The 21288-nt window shown below is 58.8% G+C and carries 17 protein-coding genes; 8 read left to right on the top strand and 9 right to left on the bottom strand.

Annotated elements, in window-relative coordinates; genetic code table 11:
- From glmU to DXY31_RS08575, 4 genes are all read left to right on the top strand, one after another.
- On the top strand, positions 1 to 1353 hold the full coding sequence (glmU, locus tag DXY31_RS08590) for a bifunctional UDP-N-acetylglucosamine diphosphorylase/glucosamine-1-phosphate N-acetyltransferase GlmU (RefSeq protein ID WP_114993445.1): 1353 nt from the start codon (positions 1 to 3) through the stop codon (positions 1351 to 1353).
- A gap of 315 nt (positions 1354 to 1668) precedes the next feature.
- Positions 1669 to 2976, top strand: a complete 1308-nt coding sequence (locus tag DXY31_RS08585) for a diacylglycerol kinase family protein (protein WP_114993386.1) — start codon at positions 1669 to 1671, stop codon at positions 2974 to 2976.
- A complete protein-coding gene (locus DXY31_RS08580; RefSeq protein ID WP_114993385.1) occupies positions 2973 to 4550 on the top strand; it encodes a metallophosphoesterase in 1578 nt (525 codons plus the stop codon). Before DXY31_RS08585 ends, DXY31_RS08580 begins: the two co-directional genes overlap by 4 nt.
- A 130-nt stretch (positions 4551 to 4680) precedes the next feature.
- Entirely contained in the window at positions 4681 to 4875 is a 195-nt protein-coding gene (locus DXY31_RS08575) for a hypothetical protein (protein WP_114993444.1), read from the top strand.
- 10 nt (positions 4876 to 4885) lie between these two features.
- On the opposite strand, the gene murF is transcribed toward DXY31_RS08575, so the two are convergent.
- From murF to DXY31_RS17545, 7 genes are all read right to left on the bottom strand, one after another.
- Complete coding sequence (murF, locus tag DXY31_RS08570) at positions 4886 to 6274, bottom strand: UDP-N-acetylmuramoyl-tripeptide--D-alanyl-D-alanine ligase (RefSeq protein WP_114993384.1); 1389 nt, start codon at positions 6272 to 6274, stop codon at positions 4886 to 4888.
- The gene (locus tag DXY31_RS08565) at positions 6271 to 7050 is read right to left on the bottom strand and encodes a hypothetical protein (RefSeq protein WP_114993383.1); all 780 of its coding nucleotides are present in this window, start codon (positions 7048 to 7050) and stop codon (positions 6271 to 6273) included. Before DXY31_RS08565 ends, murF begins: the two co-directional genes overlap by 4 nt.
- Before the next feature lie 96 nt (positions 7051 to 7146).
- A complete protein-coding gene (glgA, locus tag DXY31_RS08560; protein ID WP_114993382.1) occupies positions 7147 to 8691 on the bottom strand; it encodes a glycogen synthase GlgA in 1545 nt (514 codons plus the stop codon).
- A 62-nt stretch (positions 8692 to 8753) separates the two neighbouring features.
- Entirely contained in the window at positions 8754 to 9440 is a 687-nt protein-coding gene (locus tag DXY31_RS08555) for a L,D-transpeptidase (RefSeq protein WP_244279661.1), read from the bottom strand.
- A 34-nt stretch (positions 9441 to 9474) separates the two neighbouring features.
- The gene (gene menB, locus DXY31_RS08550; RefSeq protein WP_114993380.1) at positions 9475 to 10350 is read right to left on the bottom strand and encodes a 1,4-dihydroxy-2-naphthoyl-CoA synthase; all 876 of its coding nucleotides are present in this window, start codon (positions 10348 to 10350) and stop codon (positions 9475 to 9477) included.
- Between the two features lie 14 nt (positions 10351 to 10364).
- Positions 10365 to 12056: a 2-succinyl-5-enolpyruvyl-6-hydroxy-3-cyclohexene-1-carboxylic-acid synthase gene (gene menD / locus DXY31_RS08545; RefSeq protein WP_371639267.1), complete on the bottom strand. Its 1692-nt coding sequence runs from the start codon at positions 12054 to 12056 to the stop codon at positions 10365 to 10367.
- Positions 11998 to 12168, bottom strand: a complete 171-nt coding sequence (locus tag DXY31_RS17545; RefSeq protein ID WP_244279657.1) for a hypothetical protein — start codon at positions 12166 to 12168, stop codon at positions 11998 to 12000. Before DXY31_RS17545 ends, menD begins: the two co-directional genes overlap by 59 nt.
- Positions 12169 to 12195: 27 nt before the next feature.
- On the opposite strand from DXY31_RS17545, the gene lepB reads away from it, so the two are divergent.
- Both lepB and DXY31_RS08535 read left to right on the top strand, forming a co-directional pair.
- Positions 12196 to 12813 carry a signal peptidase I gene (gene lepB / locus DXY31_RS08540; protein WP_114993443.1) on the top strand — a complete coding sequence of 206 codons (618 nt, stop codon included), beginning with the start codon at positions 12196 to 12198 and terminating at the stop codon, positions 12811 to 12813.
- 14 nt (positions 12814 to 12827) lie between these two features.
- Entirely contained in the window at positions 12828 to 13175 is a 348-nt protein-coding gene (locus tag DXY31_RS08535) for a DUF760 domain-containing protein (RefSeq protein WP_067098188.1), read from the top strand.
- 41 nt (positions 13176 to 13216) lie between these two features.
- On the opposite strand, the gene DXY31_RS08530 is transcribed toward DXY31_RS08535, so the two are convergent.
- Positions 13217 to 14398, bottom strand: a complete 1182-nt coding sequence (locus tag DXY31_RS08530) for a DUF4336 domain-containing protein (RefSeq protein ID WP_114993378.1) — start codon at positions 14396 to 14398, stop codon at positions 13217 to 13219.
- Positions 14399 to 14779: 381 nt separating this feature from the next.
- On the opposite strand from DXY31_RS08530, the gene DXY31_RS08525 reads away from it, so the two are divergent.
- A complete protein-coding gene (locus DXY31_RS08525) occupies positions 14780 to 18433 on the top strand; it encodes an S-layer family protein (protein ID WP_114993377.1) in 3654 nt (1217 codons plus the stop codon).
- Between the two features lie 102 nt (positions 18434 to 18535).
- On the opposite strand, the gene DXY31_RS08520 is transcribed toward DXY31_RS08525, so the two are convergent.
- Positions 18536 to 18763, bottom strand: coding sequence for a hypothetical protein (locus DXY31_RS08520; RefSeq protein WP_137024937.1), 228 nt, complete (start codon positions 18761 to 18763; stop codon positions 18536 to 18538).
- 132 nt (positions 18764 to 18895) lie between these two features.
- On the opposite strand from DXY31_RS08520, the gene DXY31_RS08515 reads away from it, so the two are divergent.
- On the top strand, positions 18896 to 21288 hold a 2393-nt coding region (locus tag DXY31_RS08515), incomplete at its 3' end, for a hypothetical protein (protein WP_198410866.1).

Raw genomic sequence — 21288 nt, 5'->3', positions numbered from 1 at the left:
ATGCTCGCCGTCGCTGTTCTGGCCGCTGGCAAAGGCACCCGCATGAAGAGTGCATTGCCGAAAGTGCTGCAACCTCTGGCAGGAGCCACTCTTGTGGAAAGGGTTCTTGCCAGTGCCGGCAATCTGCTGCCTGAGCGCCGGATCCTGATCGTTGGCCATCAGGCCGGTCGTGTTGAACAGCAGTTGAGCCTTATCGGCGGGCTTGAATTCGTGCTTCAGGATCCTCAGAACGGCACGGGCCATGCCGTGCAACAGCTGCTAACGCCATTGCAGGATTTTGAGGGAGAGCTGCTGGTTTTGAACGGCGACGTTCCGCTGCTGCGTGCGGAAACCATCGATCAGTTGGTGGCAACCCACCGCGACAGTGGTGCCGATGTGACGCTGCTGACGGCACGGCTGAAGGATCCCACGGGCTATGGACGTGTTTTCGCGACTGCGGATGGCCTAGTGAGCGCCATCGTTGAGCATCGCGACTGCAGTGAGCAGCAACGCTGCAACAATCTCACCAATGCGGGCATCTACTGCTTCAACTGGTGCAAGCTCGCAGCCGTGCTCCCGACGCTGAGCACTGACAACGATCAGGGCGAGTTATACCTCACCGACACCGTTGGCATGCTTGATCGGGCCATGCACCTGGAGGTGCTGGATTCCGATGAAGTGAACGGCATCAACAACCGCCGCCAGCTGGCTCAATGCGAGGCCCTGTTGCAGCAGCGCTTGAAGGAGCACTGGATGGATGAGGGAGTCACCTTCATTGATCCAGACAGCTGCAGCCTGAGTGAAACCTGCCAGTTCGGTCGCGATGTGGTGATCGAAGCTCAGACGCACCTGCGTGGCACCTGCAGGATCGGTGATAACTGCCGCCTGGGACCCGGCAGCCTTCTGGAGAATGCGGTTCTGGGTGATGGTGTCACCGTGCTGCATTCGGTGATCAACATGGCTGAGGTGGGAAGCAACACAACGGTCGGACCGTTTGCCCACCTGCGTCCGGCGGCAGCAATCGGCGATGACTGCAAGATCGGCAACTTCGTAGAGGTGAAGAAAAGCACCATTGCCAGCGGCAGCAAAGTGAATCACCTCAGCTACATCGGCGATGCCGAGCTGGGAACCAATGTGAATGTTGGAGCTGGCACGATCACAGCCAATTACGACGGCGTCAACAAACACCGCACCGTGATCGGTGACGACAGCAAAACAGGTGCCAATTCAGTGCTAGTCGCACCGATCACCCTGGGCAAGAGTGTCACGGTGGCCGCAGGCTCAACACTCACCAAGAACGTTGCTGATGGCGCTCTCGCGATTGGACGCGCCAAACAGATGATCAAAGAGAACTGGTCTGCAGCCAAGCCCTAGGGGCAAGTCTTCGAGCCAAGCCCTAGAGCCAAGACTCCGAGCCGAGCCTTCAACAAAATCTGTTGAGCAAAACCCTGGCCATTCCCAACCGTCGTTGGAGATGAAACCTGCACCTCTCGGCACGCAACCTCAGCACTTTTGGGATCTGTCGGCCTCAATCATCAGCTGACGCTGAACGTTCGATCCACTACCAACAAGGGTGTCGTGTGGGTGCATTCGCCATCAATCCTGCCCGACAGACCGTCAGAGAAGAGTGGTGAACTCGACACCACATTCAACCCAGTCCCTGACGTCCGACTTCACCCCTGAGCATCGATGCCGTCGAAGATTGTTCTTAATGCCGACCTGACTGTCTGTACAGCACTCAGCTCCTGGGTTGGGAACAACAGTGAACTGCTCAGAGGTTTCGATCTTCTGATTGCCGAGGACGTGCTTGAGCACATGACTAGCGGCGGAAGCCTCGACAAGCTTGCTGTCACGTCATCGCGTGCCATCGCTGAAGGGGGCGATATCGAATTGGCCGCGACGATTCTCCACGGCGATGTCAGCGGCTTGATCCATTTCCCGTCCCCCTGCGGTGAACGGGCCGGGGATGTGCTCTCAGAGCCCCTGCTACGCGCAGCGCTGATCAACAACCTTCCCATTGCTCTTAATCCCGCCACCGCATCAGCACTCATCCGCGGGATTAAGGGAAGTCGCCGGGGATATCTAATCTTTAACCCCATCGCCGGTCAGGGAGATCCCAACGCCGAGCTGGCCGAGATCCGCAATTATCTCGAGCCGCAGATCATGCTGGAGGTGTGGATGACCAAGCCTGGCCTGGATCCGGGCGAGCAGGCTCAAGAATTGATCAAAGAGATCAACGCATTTGATCAAGAGGGTGAGGGTGAATCGCTGATCATCGCCTCAGGTGGTGATGGCACGGTGGGTGCCGTGGCCAGTGCACTGCGAGGCACTGACATTCCTCTGGGCATCATTCCCCGGGGCACGGCCAACGCCTTCTCCGTCGCGCTAGGAATTCCAACCTCAGTCAAGGCTGCCTGCACCAATCTGATCCTTGGCAACACGCGGCTTGTGGATGTGGCGCTCTGCAATGACAAACCGATGATCCTGCTGGCAGGACTTGGCTTCGAGGCCGGCATGGTGAACAAAGCCAGCCGTGAGCTCAAGAACATGCTGGGACCGATGGCTTACATCTTTTCGGGAGCAAGGCAGCTGGTGGAACAGCAACCCTTCGATGCCCAATTAATGATCGACGGAGAAGCAACTGAAGTGCATGCCAGCGCCATCACCGTGGCCAATGCTGCCCCGGCCACATCCGTGATGGCTCAGGGATTCGGACAAGTGATCCCCGATGACGGCCAGCTTGAGGTGATCATTGCTTCACCACGGGGTCGGATGGGCGGATTCTCAGTGTTGTCGAGCCTGGCGAAATCGGCCGTGCTCAAGAACAACGCCAACAATGCCGATATCTTCTGCGTACGCACCCACCAACTGAGCGTGACGCTTCCCAAGCCACAGACCATGGTGATCGATGGTGAGATCGAGGAAACCGATCACATGACCGTGTCGGTGATTCCTGATGCGCTGAAAGTCATTGCACCGATCCGTCTCAGCCCTTGAATCTCGCCAGCGACCCGCCGATCGAGCGCAAGATCATGCGCATGGCGCATCGCGTTCGCTGGCAGCATCCAGCGATCAGCGCACGCAAGATTGACCAGACACGGCTGGTGATCGAGCAGCCAGGCATGCACAGCACGGAGCACTCCGCCTTTCACTTTCTAGTTCTCGGCGACAGTGGAACCGGCCGCCATCGACGCCACAGCCCTCCACGTCACATCGCTGAACGTCTGCTCCCGCATAAGGACAAGGCCGCTTTCTTACTACATACAGGTGATGTGGTTTACCTAGTGGGCGCCGCGGCCCAATACCGCAACAATTTCATCCGCCCCTACCGGGAGTGGCTATCCGGCGGCGAAGACTGGGAGAGCATCAACCCGCAGAAGCTGCTGTTTAACAAGCCTTTTCTGCCGGTGCTCGGCAACCACGACTACTACGATCTGGCGCCGATCATCTCAGCACTAGCCGGTTTAACCCTGCCCCTGCGTCGCCATCTGCAATGGTTTCACGACGTGGACACCGGATGGCGCGGATCCGATCAGGGAGGCTGCTTTGCCCATGCCTTCATGGATGTGCTGTCAGAGGTGCCCAGCAGCCAATTGGACGACTATCTCGACCGACACTACAAGGCAGAATGGGATGGTCAACGCTGCCTGCGGTACCAACCCGGCCATCACACCAGATTGCCGAACCGCTACTACCGGTTTCGCCATGCCGGTGTAGACGTTTTCGCTCTTGACTCCAACACCCTGATCGCTCCATTGAGCGGTCATGACGACCGTGCGCTGCTGCGACAACAGCTGAAATCCATTGACGAAAAGCAAAATCGCTGCCTCAAGGCACTGTCACTGCAAACCCGTGACGAACAACAACGCGATGGATTGATGGACGATCTCGAGACCCTGCAGGAGGAACGGCTCGATCTGCAGCGAAGACTTCACCATCACGCCGCCGAAGATGGCGAGCAGCTGACATGGCTGCGCGACGGACTGATCGCATCCCATCGGGATCCCAGTGCACGCGGCCGGATCCTGACCCTGCATCACCCTCCCTACGTAACGGAGAGAACCAAATGGTCTCAAGCCGACACACTGGGCATCCGACAACGTCTGCGCAATGTTCTGGATGATGTCAACACGGCCCTTGGCAAACAGAGCCGCAATATCCGAACCGTCGACCTCGTGCTCAGCGGTCATGCGCACTGCCTCGAGATTTTGAGAACTCACGACACCGGTCACGGCGATTCATTCACCAACTGGGCTGTCTGCGGAGGCAGCGGCTACAGCCTTCGTGACCAACGCGGACAGGGACCGTACCTCAGCGAATCACACAGCAACGGAGAGCAGCGACGGGTCGCCAGCAGTGACCTGTATGTAGGCAGAAGCTGGGCTGACTGCAATGGCGGCAGGGCTTACAGCGCCCTTCGAGTCGACATCAGCGAGGGCAGTCCTCTAGAGATTCGACTGACACCCTTGATCTCCAATCGTGAGGAGAACGGCTGGAATGAGGTCACGATGGATCCGATTGAATTGCCACAAGCCGATCAACTCAAAACAATGATCTCAAATGCTGATTGAAGGATTAGCAACACTTGTTGCAGACCAGATCAACCAAGGAAACTGATAGGAATCCCCTGATTGTCTTCAGGTAATACCGATGGCCTGACGCTGATCATGCGGGACGTTGGGTGCATCCATCACTGGATCCATGAACGATCAGAAGCGCTACACGGTGCGATACCGAGACGCCAGCAGCCGACAGATCGAATCCTGCTACTACGCCGGTGATGCGTTTGAGGCCAGAGTGCTAGCCATGGAGGCGGTTCCCTACATCCGAAACCATCCCCATGCCATCGATCTGATTCGCTGCGAAGACGGCCAATCAGGAGTGATGGCGGCCTAAACCCCAACCCTCAGGGTTGCTTGAGCAACGGAATCAATCGCTCAAGAGCCACTCCGCGGCTGGCCTTAAGCAACAGTGTGTCGCCCGGCTGCAACCATTGGTTAAGGGCTACTGCAGCCAGTTCGGGCGACTTCACAAGAGCAAAGCGGTCCAGAAGCGAAGCTGCTCGCTGCATAGCAACAGCCTCCTCGCCGGACGCCACCGCCACCAAGCCATCTAGTCCGAGCTGGACGGCTCTGGAGACAACTGCCTGATGCAGCTCGATGCTGCTGGCGCCGAGCTCCAGCATGGTGCCAAGGACGGCGAAACGACGACCAGGCTGCTGTGCCAGAAGATCCAAAGCGGCGAGAACAGCTTCCGGCGAAGCGTTGTAAGTCTCATCCAAAAGGTTGAGTGTGCCGATGCTCAGGCGCCTGTTGCGGCCACCGGGAACGGTCACCTTGAGACCCTGAAGATCGGCCAAAGGAACAGCGAGTTCCTTAGCCACCGCGAAAGCCAGCAGCAGATTGCGGGCATTGTGACGTCCCTCCAGTGGACAGGAGAAGCGCATCCCCTCGAGGCTTAGCAGACTCTGTTGCGGGTCATAAACCCCTGTCAGATCCGCAGCAGGAAGATCACGGTTCAGGAGGTCAGCGGCGACATCACCTTCAAGAGCAACACGCAGCGTGCGACCACTCCAGCAGCGCGACAGGGCCTGTTCCAGCAGGGCATCACCTGCAGGAATCACAACCACTCCCTGGGGGGCCAAAGCGGCTGTGATCTCACATTTGGCCGTGGCGATAGCCGCACGGCTGCCAAGCCGACCGATGTGAGCCGTGCCGATGTTGGTGATCACGGCAATCTGCGGTTCGGCACAACGGGAAAGACGTTCAATCTCACCCAGGCCGCGCATGCCCATTTCCAACACCACAGCAGCGTGGCCTTGGTGTGCACCCATCAATGTGAGCGGCACGCCAATGTCGTTGTTGTTGTTGCTGACCGTGGCCTGAACGTCTCCAAGAGGCGCTAGGGCTACGCGGATCAGCTCACGGGTAGTTGTCTTACCGGCTGAACCGGTAACGGCCACAACGCCAGCCTTCAGCTGACGTCTATGCAGCGTGGCCAGCTGCTGATAGGCCCAGAGCGTGTTCTCTACACGCCAGTGCAGCAGCCCCTGCGGCAGTGGATGATTCCAATCACTGGCCACAACAGCGGCCTGCGCTCCCAGCTGCGCGGCTTGGTTCAGAAACGTATGCCCATCAAAACGGTCGCCTCGCAGGGGGATGAAGAACCCACCAGGCTGTAGCTGGCGACTGTCGGTGCAGACAGGCCCGAGCTCGACCTGCAAATGAGCAGACGTTGCTCCACTCATTTCGGGTCGCCCCCAGAGCTGCACAAGCTGAGCAAGCTGCAGCGTCATGGCGAAGGAAACGAATCGAACATGATCATGCCGCCGCCCACCCGAGCTGGCCTGGCCAGTAGATGCTGATCAACATCTTCGAGGGTGATGGCGTCATACCCCTGATCCTGCAGTGTCTGCCACCAGCTTTCAGCGCGCTCAAACCTGATTGCCTGTGGCAGTTCAGACCAAACACCTGAATCCACAACCAGCACTGCAGCATTCTCAGCAAGAACAGGACGCGCGGCCAGCAACAAGCCCGTTGGATCAGCGCCATCTGCATCCACTTGCTCCAGCAGGTTCAGCAAAGGATCTACCTGCAGGATGGGAGGCTCTGGCTTGGGCAAGACGAGAGACTCAGGCGCCGGTGATGCAACCTGCATCGGCAACTTTTGAGGAGATGTTGGCAGAGAAGTCTGAGTTGGATCTTCAGCAGCTGGCAAGATTTCAGGCTCTGACCTCAGCGGGCGGGCTTCAGGCAGTGGTGTTGTGCGAATGCGTTCGACAGCCGGAACGGGATCTACATCGGCGACATTCAACGCTGATCGCAGCTGGACGACACCGAGGGAAAGCACCAGTAACCCAACGGCCAGCAGCACTGGCCAGAACAGAGGGGCCAGATCCTGCGGCCAGAATCCAGGAGTGGAGAGATCACCCTCACGATTACGGCGCCAGAGTTCCTGGAAGCGCAGGCGAAGATCGGCAGCCGCGGCTGGAAGATCCTGACGCAGGGCTTCCCAAGGGCTCTGGTAAGGAGCCGGAAGCGAACGATCGTCCCTTGCGTCCTGATCCTGCATCACTGAAGTGTTGGGCCATGGAAACCCAGTGCTGCCAAGTCAGTGCGCACCAAGCCCATCACCATCATGGCCTTTTCTGGCAGCGATGAGCAGGTTTCAAGAGCGTGACTGACGCAGCAAACGGGCCAGGGGGTTACGACTGACACGACTACGGCCGTCCGGTTCCGATGCTTGATCGGACTGCGGGTCAACTGCTCCGTTACGCGATGGATCAGCATCTTGGCCCTGAGAGAACCGCTCGACAGCCGCCGCATCGGGACCGGGTTCCTTCAGACCGCACACATCCCTGTACATCTGGTCGTACTCCTGGGCCGAGCGCGCCCAGCTGTAGTCCTCACGCATGCCTCGCAGCTGGAGCTGTCTCCAGCTGTCCTGATGGCGGTAGGCCTCCCAGGCGCGCACCAGGGCGGTGTAGAAGTCAACAGCTTCAAAGCGATCGAAGCAAAATCCTGTCCCCACAGCATTGCGGGGATCGTGCGGCGGCACGGTATCCACCAGGCCACCGACCTTACGGACAACCGGCACACTGCCGTAGCGCATGGCATTGAGCTGACTGATGCCGCAAGGTTCAAAACGACTCGACATCAGGAAGGCATCACTACCTGCATAGATGAGCCTGGAGAGTGCGTCGTCGTAGGTGAGGAACGCCGAAACCCTTCCTTGATGGCGAGCGGCGAGCTGCCATAGACCGGACTCCAGGCCTCGCTCACCAGTTCCGAGCACAACGATCTGGGTATCGGTGTAGGCCAGAAGTCGATCGGCAACCTGAAGGAGCAGATCCACGCCTTTCTGATCAACCAGGCGCGTCACCATGCCCAAGACAAAGGCGTCATCGCGCACCTCAAGCCCCATCCGCTCCTGCAGTACACGCTTGCAAACCAGCTTTCCGCTGAGATCATCAGCGCTGTAATTCGCTGGCAGGGTCTTGTCTGTGGCGGGGTTCCAAGCCTCAAGATCGATGCCATTAAGGATGCCTCGCAGCTTGCCGGAGATGTAGTTCAGCAACCCCTCCAATTTTTCGCCGTACTCGGAAGTGCGGATCTCCTGCGCGTAGGTCGGCGACACGGCATTGACACCCTCCGCATAGAGAAGTGCTGCCGCCATGGTGTTATCACCTTGCATATACCAAGGGCACCAGGTCATGCGATCCAGCTTCCAACGCCAAGGCCCCTGGTATTTGAGGTTGTGGATGGTGAAGACCGTGCTGATTTCAGGGTCCTGATGCATCCAGACCGGGATCATCCCCGTGTGCCAGTCATGGCAATGCAGCACCTGCGGCTTCCACACATTCCAGGAGAATTCCGCCGCCGCACTGGCGAAGAAAGTGAAACGCCAATCTTCGTCTTCACCGCCGTAGATGCGCTCCGGGTCGAACACGGGATGGCCCACCAGGTACAGGGGAAGGCCATTGGTGGGATGGCGGGTCTCGAACACTGCAAATTCAGTACCCATGGTCTGGGCGCGCCAGATCGGATCAGCGGGAATATCGAGCTGGCTCCAGAGCTTGCTGTAGCCGGGCATGATCAGGCGCACGTCGTGGCCGAGCTGAGCCAGAGCCGGAGGCAGGGAGCCGACCACATCGCCCATACCGCCCACCTTCACCATGGGTGCACATTCGGCGGCGGCAAACAGCACACGCATGGACGATCGATCCGGCTAAGCGGCGCGACTGTAAGCGCAATCCCCCCCTGTCATCAGGCCGATCAGGGCAGCACGGTGACCGGAGTTCCGACACGCACCAGCTCGTAGATCTCCTGCACGTTCTCCTCGTAAAGACGCACACACCCGTGGGACACAGCGCGACCCACCGTCCAGCGATAGGGGGTGCCGTGGAAGCCAGCCACCGTGCAGCCATCGATGTCGAGGTACTGCTCTCCATCCCAACCTTCACGGCCTTTGCAGTCGCGGTAGAAGCCAATCCAGCGGCTACCGAGTGGATTGGTCTCATCCTCCGGGCCGAGCTTCTTGCCATTCACAGGATGGGTCCACACCGGTTTCTTGACCTTCTGCATCACTCTGAATCGCCCCGCAGGTGTTTCCCAGCCCACGGTGCCGACCGCAGCTGGAAAACGCCGAGTGAGCACACCGTCGTGCAAAACAAGCAGCTGGCGATGCTGACGATCCAGCACCAGCTGCAACCCCAGCCGCTGCAGCAGATCATCGGGAACCCGTTGCATGGATTCAGCATCCGAAACCGCTGCTGCCAGGGGAGGAATGGGATCCGGTTCTCGCTTGGCTGAGGGAGCGGCAGCCGTTTCAGCCGCGACTGTGTCAGCCGCAAAAGGGTCGTTGCTGGGCTCTTCCTCAACAGACAGCGCCGCACCTGGCAGCAACAGCAGCATTGCGGCCAAAGCCGGAAGGCCTGAAACGAAGGGAATGCGAACCGGCATCGCTACGCAGAGCGGAAGATTTCTCCCTGTTTAGCTAGGGCAGCCAGGGAGAAGAAGAGAAATCAGGATCTCGCTTCTCAAGGAAGGCGTTACGACCCTCCTGGCCCTCCTCGGTTCGGTAGAAGAGATGGGTGGCCTGGCCAGCCAGCTCCTGAAGCCCTGCTAACCCATCGGTTTCAGCATTGAAGGCAGCCTTGAGGCAGCGGATCGCCGTGGGGCTGTGCTGCAACACCTCCTGGGCCCAGCGAACTCCTTCGGCCTCAAGCTCCTGCAGAGGAACAACGGCATTGACCAGACCCATGGCGAGCGCCTGCTCAGCGCCATAACGACGACAGAGAAACCAGATCTCCCTTGCCTTGCGCTGGCCCACCACTCTGGCCAGATAGCCAGCACCAAATCCTCCATCAAAGCTGCCAACCCGTGGTCCGGTTTGGCCGAACACGGCATTATCCGCCGCCAGGCTGAGGTCGCAGAGCAGATGCAGCACCTGGCCACCACCGATCGCATAACCGGCCACCAGAGCGATCACCACCTTGGGCAGGCTGCGGATCATCCGCTGCAGGTCAAGAACATTGAGGCGGGCAAGACCCTGCTCATCGAGGTAGCCACCATCGCCACGGACGCTCTGATCACCGCCAGCGCAGAAGGCATAGCCACCGTCGTCTGCAGGGCCAACCCCGGTGAACAACACCACACCGATGCTGCTGTCATCACGAATGCGCGCGAAGGCATCGCAAAGCTCCGCCACGGTTCGCGGGCGAAAGGCATTGCGTTTCTGCGGTCGATTAATGGCGACCCTGGCGATGCCTGCGTCGCAGCGATCGAGCAACACATCCTCGTATTGGCCCCAGGGCTGCCACGTCACCCCTGCATCACCGGGCAAGACCGCGCGGGGGAACGACTCAGCCATGGCAGCGACGACGATCAGGCCTCTGTTGTACCGCCCCGGGACTGCTGCAGCGCGACGGCCGTGATCTCACGCAGCTGATCACGCAGTTCGGCATCGGCGGATCGATCAGTGCAAACACGCAGCAATGCTGTGCGCTGCTGCGCCAGTCCCCACTCCAGAGCTGGCTGCAGGTCCTCGAGCCGAGTCAGCTGGCGAGCGGGCACCGCATGGGCCGCTGCCAGAGCCAGAGGATCATGGCGCTGAGGCATGGCGAACAGCTGATCCAACGAGCTGGAGGCAGCGGAAGCAATCGGCAGCTGGGCAAAGATGCCGCCACCAGCATTATCGATCAGCAGCACCAGCAGAGGTAGAGAGGCTTCGCTGGCCAGCAGCCAGCCATTGCTGTCGTGCTGCAGCGCCAGATCACCGCAGATCAGCACGGTTGGACCCTGAACGCGGGCCAGACCAAGGGCCAGCGACAGGGTGCCGTCGATGCCGGAAGCCCCGCGGAAGCTGAAGCAGCGACGTGAGCCAAGATCGGCAGCTGCGAAGGTCTGCCAGTCGCGCACAGGACTGCTGGCGGCAAGCATTAGCGGCAGCCCCTGCGGCAACAGTTCAGGCAGGGCCTTCATCAGTGCGGGCTCGCTGACAGCGCCTGCAGCTGGCAAGTGCTGATCCAGAACCTGTTGCACCTGGGCATCGGCCTGTGTCCAAGCGCATCGCAGCGCCCGAGAGCCAGACGGACTGAAGCAAGCATCAGTGCTGATGGCGTTCCACCAGGCCGTCAGGCCACTGCTGTACTGCCGCGACAACCCCAGTGGATCTAGGCAGCGGGGTTCGCCTTCGCTGATCAACAGCTGACCCGAACCAAGGCTGCGTAACCAGCTCTCCAGTCGCCGGCTGGCAGGAAGTGGACCCAGCCGCAGCACCTGAAGGCCTGCCTCAGCAAGTGGCAAAGACTGCGGCAACAGCAGCTCCCAGTGGCGGATCAAATGGGGCAGATCTGCAGGAATTGCGGCCAACTGGTCCGCCAGCACAGGCCAGCCACTGCACTCAGCGAAAGCATTGAGTGCCTGCTGATAGGCGGGCCTATCTGCTTCAAGGCCTCGCCAGGGTCCGGCCACCACCACGCCGGGCCGGGACCAATCGAAGCCATCGGTTGGCCTGGTAGCAGCGGAGGCCGGTGGACGGCGAAGCTGCCGCTGCTGATTCACAGCGAAATCCCAACCAGACCAGGCCTGCTGCTGGTCGTCGCGGCTGGGATGCAGGGGCTCCTCAAAGGGAAGATTGAAATGCACTGGCCCGGGATGCTGAAGCGTTTGGTCCCAGGCTTGATTCGCCAGCGATTGCAGCTCGGCCTGCGACAGCCGGTGCAGACCATCCAGAGGTCCAGTCATGAACGCTCGACAAACCGACGCCAGAAAGTCCTCCTGATTGACCGTCTGGTTGGCGCCGCAGTTCTTGAGCCTTTGCGGACGATCGGCTGTGAGCAACAGCAAGGGCAGAGCTGAGCGGTCGGCCTCCACCGCAGCGGGCAGCAGATTGGCCACCGCAGTGCCCGACGTTGTGATCACAGCCACTGCACGCCCGGATGCTGTAGCCATGCCCAGGGCATGAAAGGCAGCTGAGCGCTCATCAATAGCCGTGGTCAGCGTCAGCACTCCACGATCAGCCAGGCCACCCGCCGCCAGCGCCAGTGGTGCGGAACGACTGCCAGGGCAAAGCACCAAGCGCTCCAAGCCTTGGCGCTGCAGGCACAACAGCAGACCGATCGCTGCAGCGAGATTGTCGGCGGCGTGACTCAGACCTGATGCCGAGGCTGATGCGATCCTCGTTCAAGGCCAACCCTCATTGCTGACGCTGCTGATGAGCGACCCTTCCGCCGACTCCACGAAACGTCAGGGAAGCTGGCGCTCCTTGCTGATCTGGGTGCTGCTGGCACTGCTGCTGCGCTGGATCGTGGTGGAGCCGCGCTGGATTCCATCTGGATCGATGCTGCCCACCCTGCAACTGCAGGACCGGATCCTGGTGGAGAAACTGAGTCCACGCTTCGACCGGGTGCGTCACCAATCACTGCCCCTGAACAGCATCGTGGTGTTCAAGGTTCCTGAGCCACTGGTGCAGGCCGGCTATGACCCCGATGCCGCCTTGATCAAGAGGGTGGTGGGCAGGCCCGGAGATCAGCTGGAGGTGCGTGATGGCCAGCTCAGGCGCAACGGTGAAGCCGTGAATGAGCCCTGGCTGAACGAAGCCATCAACTACGAGATGGCTCCGGTCACCGTGCCCGAAGACGATCTCTGGGTGATGGGTGACAACCGCAATGCCAGCCTTGATTCTCACCTCTGGGGACCCTTGCCGCAGGCGGATGTGATCGGAACGGCAATCCTGCGCTATTGGCCGCTCAGCAGGTTCGGGCCGATTCGGTTCTCCCGACCGGACGCCTTAGTGACGCAGAGCACAGCTGCGATAAGGTCAAGTGCATGACGGAGAGCGATGGGATGTTTAACCCTGAGTTTCTGACCACTGACAACCAGGAGGGTCAGCCCGTCAATGGCTTGATTCAGTACCTGCAGGATCAATCACCGGATGTGCTTCAAAGGGTGGCCAAATCGGCCAGTCCGGACATTCAGGACATCATCCGCCACAACGTTCAAGGACTTCTGGGAATGCTTCCCGGTGAACAGTTCGAGGTCAAGGTGACCTCGAACCGCGACAATCTGGCCAACATGCTGGCTTCGGCGATGATGACTGGCTACTTCCTGCGCCAGATGGAGCAACGCAAGGAATTGGAAGAGACGCTGTTCGGTGACGATGAAATGGCGATCGACTCTGACTCGGATCTCTGATTCCAATTCGAGCCTGCAGTGATCAGCGATTACCGCGTCGTTCACTGCAATGATTTCTCCGAGTCGGGAACAACGCCAAGGTCGAGAAGTGTTTGATCAATGCTTCCTAGGAACTCCCAGTTGCCCTCACTGGGGGCCCATTCCCGCAGCATGAGATGCTCGCGCAGCTGAACCACCTGCAGGGTTGAGAAGGCGAGCGGCGCTGAATAGTGAGCGGGCACCAGCCAATGCATGTCACGCAGCTGTTCGAGAGCAGCCAACCAGGCGATCAACGCCTGTCGTTGTCGGGGCAGCACCAGGCGCTCCAGCACCGGCGCCACCTGCAGTCGTGGTTGATCGTCACCCATCAGAGCCTTGGCCGAATCCAGCCAACCAGGCTTCCAAGCGAAGGGATACAGGCCGAAATGGGTTCGCGCACTGCGCAGACCGGGCCGAAAGGCCTGCCGAATCACCTGCAGCAGGCCAGGTACATCCAGGGGTTCCGGGCGCAGGTAGGAAGCAAACAGCACAAGCCGCGCCCAGCCTCGGCGTCGATTGTCGGGAGTGTCGTCGAAGGGTTGATCGCCGCGATCACGGGCATGGAACAGCAGCGGTGCAGGGTCGTGCGCAAACACCTGCGGTGGTTCAGACGAAATACCAACCAGGGCGTCGGTCACCAAGAGCGCACCCGAGGGGCGATGCAGGCAGCTCACTTCCTGAAAACGACCAACGCCGAGATCCAGGGGGCCAAGTGAAATCCACTCACAGACTTCGGGGTGGGGCACGCCATCGTCGAGCAACACCCTGGTTCTCTTGGCGGGCACACCCAGCCAAGACAGCGGCAAATTGATCGGAAAACTCCACTGACCTGGGCAGACCCAGAGATCAGCCTCAGGAAATGCTCTGGCCATCGGAGCCAACGGCAGCTTGTGCTCCAGACCAGAGGCCGTGGGCAACACGATGCTGCGCACCGGACCATGCTCAGCTTCAAGGGTGCGAATCAAAGCGCGGAGCTCGCCGGTGGGCGGCAGCGGATTCATCAGCATCAGACCGCCGGGAACCTTGACCACCGTGAGCCGAATCGGCACCGCCACGTAATACACACCCTGAAGCTGCTCAAGGCTCCAGATCTGTCCAGGAATCAGCTCTTCAAAGTGAGTGGCACGGCGGCCATACGGATACAACGGCAGCAGCGGCCACCAGGCCCAGTGCTGTTCAGCAGGTTGGATGTCTTTTAACGCCACTCAGCTGAGGTTTCGTACCCACGATTCTGCCTAGAGGCGGTCCGTGCAGCTGTCGATTTGAAACCGCCCAGCAGCCAGTGGCATCGAACAGACCTCTAATGCCGGAACCAAGACTCAGCCCCCTTCTTAACCCCTCTCAACGAAACCGAGTGATGGCCCAAGCAAATCATGCACGAATCGGCTTAAAACCAGTGGCTTCATCGCAGTGTCGGCTCCAGAATCAGTCAAACAAAGTCTGCATTTGATAGTTCTCTCGCCACTCGTACCGGAGCTGCTCTCTTGGAAAAGGGAGTGGAATGCTGGCGTCTGGGCATTTCCAGTGGAGCCTGGAAGCTGGCTCGATATAGGAGCTCAGCACGCTGATCCGGCTGAGGCGTAGCGATGTCTTCATTCATCCAACTCGGCCTCGACTTCGACGGAGAAGCCGCATATTCCCGAAACGGCAGCTCCGTCTCGCTCTCCAGCGACGGAACCATCGTCGCCATTGGGGCACTTGGCTCAAACCATGTGCGTCTCTACCAATTGAATTCAGAGACGGTCTCCTGGAACCAACTAGGCACTGACATTGATGGAGAAACCATCCTTGACAAATGCGGCCAGTCCGTCTCGCTCTCCAGCGATGGAACCATCGTCGCCATTGGTGCAATTGACCACAACGGCGATGGCAACGACAGAGGCCACACACGCATCTACAAATGGAATGGCACCGCCTGGACCCAATTAGGCAGTGACATCAGTGGAGAAGGCGATGGTGACAAATTCGGCTATTCCGTCTCGCTCTCCAGCGACGGAACCATCGTCGCCGTTGGTGCCATTGACAATGGCAACAATAAAGGCCACACACGCATCTACAAATGGAGTGGCACCGCCTGGAACCAATTAGGCAGTGACATCGATGGAGAAGCAGCTAATGACCAAAGCGGCTATTCCGTCTCGCTCTCCAGCGACGGCAGCACCGTTGCAATCGGTGCTAGGGGCCACGACGGCAACGCAGGCCTCACACGCATCTACAAATGGAGTGGCACCGCCTGGAACCAATTAGGCAGTGACATCGATGGAGAAGCAGCTAATGACCAAAGCGGCTATTCCGTCTCACTCTCCAGCGACGGCAGCACCGTTGCCATTGGGTCCTTCACCACCTCAGGCTATACACGCATTTATCAATGGAACAGCACCGCCTGGAGTCAATTAGGCGCTGACATTGATGGAGAAGCCGCGAATGACTTCAGTGGCTATTCCGTCTCGCTCTCCGGCGACGGAACCATCGTTGCCATTGGTGCCCCTGCTAGCGCCGCTGCAAATAATAGTCCGGGCCACACACGCCTCTACCAGTGGAGTGGCACTGCCTGGGTGCAAATCGGCACTGATGTCGCTGGAGAAGCCATTAATGACCAAAGCGGGTGGCGCGTCTCTCTTTCCAGTGACGGCAGCACCGTTGCCATCGCCGCAAATCAAAATGATGGCAATGGAAACAGTTCAGGCCATGTGCGGGTCTTTGCGGTCCCTGACGTCACTCCACCCACCATTTCTGTTGCCATCAACGACGGCGGCGACGGGCGCCTCAACGCAGCAGAAGATGGTTCCGTTGCCATCGCAGGAACCACGTCTGGCGCAGAAGACGGCCAAACCGTTTCCATCAACATCTCCTCCGATGCTGGTGGTACTCCCATCAACTCCACCGCCACCGTCAACAGCAACAGCTATTCACGCTCCAATCTCGATCTCTCCTCCCTTAACGACGGCACACTCTCCATCACAGCTGATGTCAGCGACTTAGCTGGCAATGCAGCAACACAAGCCTCCGATACCACCAACAAAGACACATCCGCTCCATCCATTTCCGTTGCCATCAACGACGGCGGTGATGGATTCATCAATGCTGCAGAAGACGATTCCGTCACCATCTCTGGCTCCACCTCAGGTGTTCAAGACGGTCAAACCGTTTCCATCAACATCTCCTCCGATGCTGGTGGTACTCCCATCAACTCCACCGCCACCGTCAACAGCAACAGCTATTCACGCTCCAATCTCGATCTCTCCTCCCTTAACGACGGCACACTCTCCATCACAGCTGATGTCAGCGACTTAGCTGGCAATGCAGCAACACAAGCCTCCGATACCACCAACAAAGACACATCCGCTCCATCCATTTCCGTTGCCATCAACGACGGCGGTGATGGATTCATCAATGCTGCAGAAGACGATTCCGTCACCATCTCTGGCTCCACCTCAGGTGTTCAAGACGGTCAAACCGTTTCCATCAACATCTCCTCCGATGCTGGTGGTACTCCCATCAACTCCACCGCCACCGTCAACAGCAACAGCTATTCACGCTCCAATCTCGATCTCTCCTCCCTTAACGACGGCACACTCTCCATCACAGCTGATGTCAGCGACTTAGCTGGCAATGCAGCAACACAAACCTCCGATACCTCAACCAAAGACTCCACTCCGCCCACCATTGCCATTAGCTCTGATGTCGCCTCCTTAAAAGCTGGCGAAACCGCAAGCCTCGGCTTCACACTCTCGAAAGCCTCCACCGATTTCACCGATTCCGATCTCACCATCTCCGGCGGTGCTCTTTCCAACTTCTCCGGTTCTGGCACTTCCTACTCCTCCACATTCACTCCCTCTGCCAACAGCACCAACGACGGTCTGATCTCCGTTGCCTCCTCCAAGTTCTCCGACGCCGCAGGCAACACCAACAACGACGGCTCTGATAGCAACAACTCCGTCAGCCTCTCGGTTGACACCCTCAGGCCCACCTTCTCGTCTGCCGCCACATCCACAGACGGGGCCAAGGTCGTTCTCACCTACGACGAAACCCTGTCCTCCACAACCGCTCCCACCTCGGCCTTTGCAGTCACAACCGACGGTGCCGCCAATGCCGTTACCGCTGTTACCAATGACGGTTCCACCAGTGAGCTCACACTCACCAACACCATCAAAACCAATCAGGCCGTCACCGTTGCCTACTCCGACCCTTCCAGCTCTGACGATGCCAACGCGGTTCAGGATTCGGCCGGCAATGACGCCGTTTCCTTCTCCAGCACCACGGTCACCAACAACTCCATCATCCCAGCATCATCCGGTGGGGGTTCAGGTTCATCAAGTGACAACTCCAGTTCCACACTGAGCTCAGCTCCCGTTTCTCAAACACCAACGACCAGCAACCTTCTACTCAATGACGACAACGCGTTGTTCGTCACCCAAAGCGCCTCCCAAGGACTCTGGATCAACCTCAAGGTCATCTCGGCTGATTCCGATCTCCAGAACAGCCTGATCATCGTTGACCAGAACAACAACGCCCTCGGCTGTATCGGCGCCACACCGTTCTCAGAAAACTGCGGTGGGCACGCGATCTTCGTTCCACACGGGTCCACCATTTCGTTCCATCAGTTCAGCAACAACCAGCCGCTCATCAGCTCTCCGCAACTCAGCATCACGGACAACAGCGACGGCAGCTTCCAGCTCAGGCTCAACGACAGACTCACTGACAACGATCACGATGATCTGATCATCGACATCAGCCACTCAGCCTCCTCACCCAATCCTGCAGCAACCGGGATGGCTGCCAAGCAACAAGGCATCCACAACGCTGTCCTTGATCTTTCCAGCATTCCGGCAACAGGCCAGACCCTCAAGCTTTCACTCAACAGCAACTGCGCGTTCAACAACCGCATTGCCATGGTCAAGCTCAGTGAGGACGCTGACGGCAACTTCTCCGTTGATGGCATCACCAACACTGCAGGTGCAGCCTTTGATCAGGTCGTTGCCGACAACCTCATTAATCCAGGCGGCAACAGCATCTCCTGCACTGGTGTTGATACGCAGGCCATTGAATGGAATCTATCGACTTCAGACGCTGGCTTTTACGCGCCTGTACTGATCACACCCGATGGCGAGATCTACACCTACGGCTCATCCCAGATCAAAACCCTCGGATGCAACTTCTTTGCCTTTGAGGACAACAACTCACCAAACTCCTCTGACTGGGATTTCAACGACCTCAGCATCCAATTTGAAATCATCTGATTTCCAATCCTCAACAGCACCAGCTCAAGCACCACCGCAAGCCCATCATCACTGGCCCACAATCACGTCCACTTGCACAACAAACCAGAGGCAACTCAGGGATCACCCCCTTAAACCCGCTGCAAGCAGAAATTCCTCAGTGGCAGCAGCGGCAGTGGCAGCAGCGGCCACCAGGGCCAGTGCTGATCCGCAGATTGGATGCTGCTCGCAGCCACGCAATTCAGGTTCCTTACCCACGATTCTGCCTAGAGGCGAACCCTGCAGCTGCCGTTTTGAAACTACCCGGCAGCCAGTGGCATCGAACAGGCCTCTAAAGCCGGAACCAACCACCAAAGCTTTGAGCAAACGCCAACAGGATCACCCTGAACAGATGCTCCTTCGCTTGACATGACAACGAATCGGGTCATTTCCGAGCAGCAAAGCTGAGCACTCTGTAAAAAGAAATGCTGCCCCAGTGATCTGTTGGCTGAGCTCCATCTCCACAACAGCACAGACACCGCGGCGGGCGAGTCCCACACGGCATGGACTACAGCGATCCACGCTGTGGATCAACGGCTCAGGCGTTGGCAATCAAAACCACAGGCCTGGCAACAACTGCTGCAACGAATTTTTGGCCGTTCGGCTCCCATTGATTTTAATGGCATCAGCGTCGAGATTCTCGACGGCCACACCATGGCGGGGCTGCATGGGGCTTACGCCCATGCAGATACCAAGGGAGAGGAACGGATCTATCTCAATGCCGATTGGCTGAATTCAGCAAGCGCTACCGAAGTGGAAGCGGTGCTGCTGGAAGAAGTCGGCCATGCTATCGATCACAGGCTCAATGGCAGCAACGACACCGCCGGTGATGAAGGAGCCATCTTTTCGGCGCTGATCCGCGGTGTTGCGGTCCCATTCGTTGAAACCAACCAGAACGACCATCACACCCTGATCATCAACGGCCAGCGCATTGCCGTGGAAGCCGCTGCTCCCACGCTCACAGCATCGGCCAGCCCACAATTCAGCGCCATTGCCATCAACTCCGGGGTTCCATCCGGTGCTGTCGGCACCCTTGTGTCAGCCCTGATTGATTCAGACGGAAGCCTCAATAACTTCAGCGATAGCGATGGTGATTCGCCGGCCATTGCCATCATCGGCACCAACTTGAATGGTGGAACGCTCTACTACTCCACCAACAACGGCACGTCTTGGAGTGATGTCGGTGCTGTATCGGCGAGTTCAGCGCGGGTTCTCTATGCCGATGGCAACACCCGGCTGGCCTTCGCGCCAGCGACGGACTACAGCGGCACGATCAGTGACCTGATCACGTTCAAAGCCTGGGATCGCACCGGAGCCGAATCGATCAGCAGCACCCCAACACTCACGGGTACATACAATACATCCGGGCAAGCCACTGGAGTGGCTGTCTCCGCCGATGGCAACACCGCCTTCGTCGCTGATGACTCGAGCGGGTTGCAGATCATTGATGTCAGCAACCCCGCCAGCCCATCACTGACCGGCACCCTCGACACCAGCGGCAGTGCCCGGGTTGTCACCCTCTCAGCCGATGGCAACACCGCCTTCGTCGCTGATCAATCAAGCGGGTTGCAGATCGTTGATGTCAGCAACCCAGCTAGCCCATCACTGACCGGCACCTACAACACCTCCGATCCAGCCGTCGGAGTCGCTGTCTCCGCCGATGGCAACACCGCCTTCGTCGCTGAGTGGAGAAGCGGGTTGCAGATCATTGATGTCAGCGACCCTTCCACCCCGACACTCACGGGCACCTACAACACCTCCGGGCAAGCCACTGGAGTGGCTGTCTCCGCCGATGGCAACACCGCCTTCGTGGCGGATGGCGGTCACGGCCTGGACATCATTAACGTCAGCGACCCCTCCAGCCCATCTCTGAGGGGCACCCTCACCTTCTTCGGGAGTGCCAGGGCCGTCAACCTCTCGGCCGATGGCAACACTGCCTTCGTCCCGGCTTTGGGCTACGGGTTGCAGATCATTGATGTCAGCAACCCCGCCAGCCCTTCACTCTCAGCCACATACAACACCTCTGGGTTTGCCTCAGACGTCACTCTTTCCGCCGATGGCAACACCGCCTTCGTCGCCGACTACAGCAGCGGGCTGAAGATCATTGATGTTGTCGATCCAGCGGCCAATGGCGCTGCCTCCATCGCGACCGCACCTTCGCTGATCTCCACCTACGACACCTCGGGCCTTGCCAAGGGCATCACCCTCTCCGCCGATGGCAACACCGCCTTCGTGGTGGATTCCGCAGATGGCCTGGACATCATCGATATCAGCGACCCCACCAACCCAACACTGAGGGGCAACTTAAACACCTCGGGAAATGCCTGGTATGTCACTCTCTCGGCCGATGGCAACACCGCCTTCGTGGCGGATTACGCAGATGGCCTGGACATCATCGATGTCAGCGACCCCACCAACCCAACACTGAGGGGCAACTTAAACACCTCGGGGAATGCCTGGTATGTCACTCTCTCGGCCGATGGCAACACCGCCTTCGTTGCTGATCAGAGCAGCGGTCTGACGATCATCGACGTCAGTGATCCCACCAACCCAACCCTCAGAGGCAACTTCGATACCTCGGGCTATGCCTTAGAAGTCACCCTCTCAGCTGATGGCAAGACCGCCTTCGTTGCCGATAGTCTTAACGGCCTGGACATCATCGATGTCAGTGATCCCACCAACCCAACACTCAGGGGCAACTTCGACATCAACACCTCGGGCTTTGCCAGGGGCGTCAGTCTTTCCGCCGATGGCAACACCGCCTTCGTTGCCGATAGTCTTAACGGCCTGGACATCATCGATGTCAGTGATCCCACCAACCCATCACTCAAGGGCAA

Origin of the sequence: Synechococcus sp. UW179A, from assembly GCF_900473965.1 — a bacterium.
In the GTDB taxonomy this organism is placed as follows: Bacteria; Cyanobacteriota; Cyanobacteriia; order PCC-6307; family Cyanobiaceae; genus Synechococcus_C.
Note: the sequence above shows the minus strand (reverse complement) of the source record. Positions and strands in the feature narration are given on the sequence as shown.